Source organism: Flavobacterium sp., assembly GCF_044361065.1.
Lineage (GTDB): Bacteria > Bacteroidota > Bacteroidia > Flavobacteriales > Flavobacteriaceae > Flavobacterium.
Genome location: NZ_JBIKJI010000210.1, coordinates 1 through 2,963, shown reverse-complemented (window position 1 = coordinate 2,963; position 2,963 = coordinate 1). Strand labels below are relative to the sequence as shown.

General features: G+C 31.1%; 3 protein-coding genes. 1 reads left to right on the top strand and 2 read right to left on the bottom strand.

The features are described 5' to 3' along the window. Positions 1-539 (top strand): TSUP family transporter (locus tag ACIQ11_RS10050; RefSeq protein ID WP_396154531.1); only part of this gene is annotated, 539 nt, incomplete at its 5' end. A gap of 80 nt (positions 540-619) precedes the next feature. Here the strand turns inward: ACIQ11_RS10050 and ACIQ11_RS10045 are convergent. Together ACIQ11_RS10045 and ACIQ11_RS10040 are read right to left on the bottom strand one after the other, a co-directional pair. After that, positions 620-1,204 carry a dual specificity protein phosphatase family protein gene (locus tag ACIQ11_RS10045; RefSeq protein WP_396154529.1) on the bottom strand — a complete coding sequence of 195 codons (585 nt, stop codon included), beginning with the start codon at positions 1,202-1,204 and terminating at the stop codon, positions 620-622. Between the two features lie 26 nt (positions 1,205-1,230). Then, a partial coding sequence (locus ACIQ11_RS10040) for an LTA synthase family protein (RefSeq protein WP_396154527.1) occupies positions 1,231-2,963 on the bottom strand: 1,733 nt, incomplete at its 5' end.

Below are 2,963 nucleotides of genomic sequence, written 5' to 3'. Positions count from 1 at the left end.
TTGCTTTACTTGGGGCTTTTTTGTTAGATAAAATTACCAATACCAATATTTTAGACGAATACACCATACGAGAATACGTGTTTCAAATTACGTTGATGAAAGTTATTGTGGCTGTTTTACTAATTTTCTTCGCATTATTTGAATTACTTCCAAAACTAAAAAATTTACAATTTCCTAAGAAATATTTGCCACTTGGTGGTGTATTAAGTGGTTTTTTTGGCGGACTTTCCGGACATCAAGGCGCATTACGAAGTGCGTTTTTAACAAAAGTTGGCTTATCTAAAGAAGCATTTATTGCGACAGGTGTACTTATCGCTTGTATGATAGACATAAGTAGAATGTCGGTGTATTTTACCAACATTTCAAAAGTGAAAGATAGTTTGAATTTGAATTTACTTATAGTTGCAACACTTGCTGCGTTTATAGGTGTGTATTTTGGAAACAAATTGGTAAAAAAAATAACCATAAACACCATTCAGAAAATTGTAGCATTTATGATTATTGTTTTTGCGATTGCTTTGGGCTTTGGGATTGTTTAGATGGGTACACAGATTGTAAGGATTGAACGGATTCGCACAGATTTTCTGTAAAGTTTGTCACTCTGAACTTGTTTCAGATTCTATTTTCTTTTCTCTATTTTCTCTTTTCTAGAAACATAATTATGCAAAAAATCTCCTTTTGGTTTTCCTAAATCGAAAGAACTAAACTTGGTTAAAAAACGGGTTTCTTTTCTCGCTTCATCTCTGTCCCAGTTTTCATATTCTATACGATAAATGGCAGAATACATTTCGGCACGACCAACACCGTGAAAACAATGAATTAGTACTGGATAATTTGCTTTGTTGTCCATTACTTTAAAAAAAGCGTCTAAATTTTCTGGTTTCGGCACTTGATCGGAGCCTATATTGAAATAATTCAATCCTTTAATTTTAGCTGCTGCTTTTTTTTCTGCAATAAGTTCTACAGGAATTTCTGGATTATTTACATCGTCACCCGTTCCTGGAAAACGTAAATCGATGATGCTTTTAATTTTGTGCTCTTTTACAAAATCGGCAATATCATCTGGTGGAATCACGCCACTCTTATATACTTTACCTTGAGAAATTACTTTTAAATTATGGTTTATTTTATAATCATAAAAATAGCTCTTTGCCCAAAAAAGTGCAGAAATTACTATAACTGAAACTAATATTTTCTTTTTCATTTTACTACTCTAAAATTACTTTCGACTTAATTACTCAACTTTTTATCAATAATTCTATTAAAATAATCTTGAAGAAACCCTTTACAGGCCGTTTCCATATCATTCATTTCTTTGTTTCTTTTTCCAATTAAATTGTGCAATTGTTCTTTATCCTCTTTACTGTAAAAACCAACGGCAACTTTTCCATCAAAAGCACAAATATAATTTCCTCGAGCAAAGTTATACATTCCCGTATTATAATTCATTACAAATGGCTTTGTATTACTGTTATTTTTAGCTAACAAACTTCTACCCCAACTTCTAAATGGTTTATTATATCCAATAATATCCATAACTGTTGGAAAAATATCAATATGTTGAGCCAATTCATTGTTTACTCCTTTGAACTTATATTTTGGTGAATAAAAAAGAATTGGAACAGCTAATCTATTCATAATTTTATTATAATATTCTTCATTATAATTAACCAAATTACAATGATCAGCGGTAATAATAAATATAGTATTTTCAAACCACGGCTCTTTTTTAGCGGCTTCAAAAAACTTTTTAAAAGCGTAATCTGTATACCCTACAGGCTGATGCATCAAACTTGTACCTTTTGGCAATTTATTTTTAAACTCAGCAGGCACCACATAAGGTTCGTGTGAAGTTACCGTAAAAATGGTACTAAAAAATGGTGCTTTCTTTTGACTTATCGTTTTATTCATAAATTGCATAAAAGGCACGTCCCAAATTCCCCACGAACCATCAAAATCGGCATCATTTCCGTATTCTGTCATACCATAATAATGGTCAAAACCCAAAATATTTCCAAAACCTAAAAAGCCCATAGAACCGTTTGGTGCACCGTGAAAAAATGAAGTTTCATACCCTTTACTTTTTAAACAAGAAACCATAGAGCCAATTTTTTGTTTGGCATACGGAGAAGATGTAAAGGCATCTTTAAACGATGGAATTCCTGATAATATAGACGACATACCGTGTATGGATTTATACCCGTTGGCATATGCATTGGTAAAAATTAAACTCTCGGTTGCCAAGGAATCAATAAAAGGCGTATAACTCACATAATCTTTAATATTTGTATTTTTATTAAACGCTCCGATATATTCTCTACCCATACTTTCGGTGATAATCAATACAATATTTGGTGTAGTTGAAGCATTAGAATCGTACAATTTTATCGGCTGAAAATTTGCATTAACGACTTCTTCTGGTATATTAAAATCGGTTTTTTTAAACGATTGTACTCCTAATGTTCTTAAAAACGAAAAAGTTGAATTTAAAACTAAATCGGCTTGTTGTGATTTTTTTACAAATCTGTTGGCGTCTACTAAATTAATTGGTCGAGTACTTTTCTTGAAATCGCCTCGAATCCCACCGATGCATAAAGTGGCAATTACTAATACCCCAAAAATAGATTTTGCAACATATTTTAACTTAGCATTTTCTACTAAATTGTGTTTCACTTTTACTTTTTGATACAAAAATACCCACAAAATAGCTACCACAATAAACAACAAAAACACGTGCCAATAGGTAATTAAAAATCGAAATAACATACCGCCTTTTGACTCTTCATTTTTTACCAAATCCCAAGCGGCAAGTGTTAATCGAGAAAAATTGTATTTGTAATAAATTAAATCGACAAAATTAAAGGCGTAAAAAAATAAATTTGAAATGAAATACAAATAAAACAATCCTTTTTGATACTTCGGTTTTGTATTTATAAAAAATGGTAAAGTAGACAGTAAAATAA

Bases quoted from the DNA above. Each gene is read 5' to 3' on its own strand.
- ACIQ11_RS10045 (WP_396154529.1), bottom strand. From the start codon at position 1,204: ATGAAAAAGAAAATATTAGTTTCAGTTATAGTAATTTCTGCACTTTTT.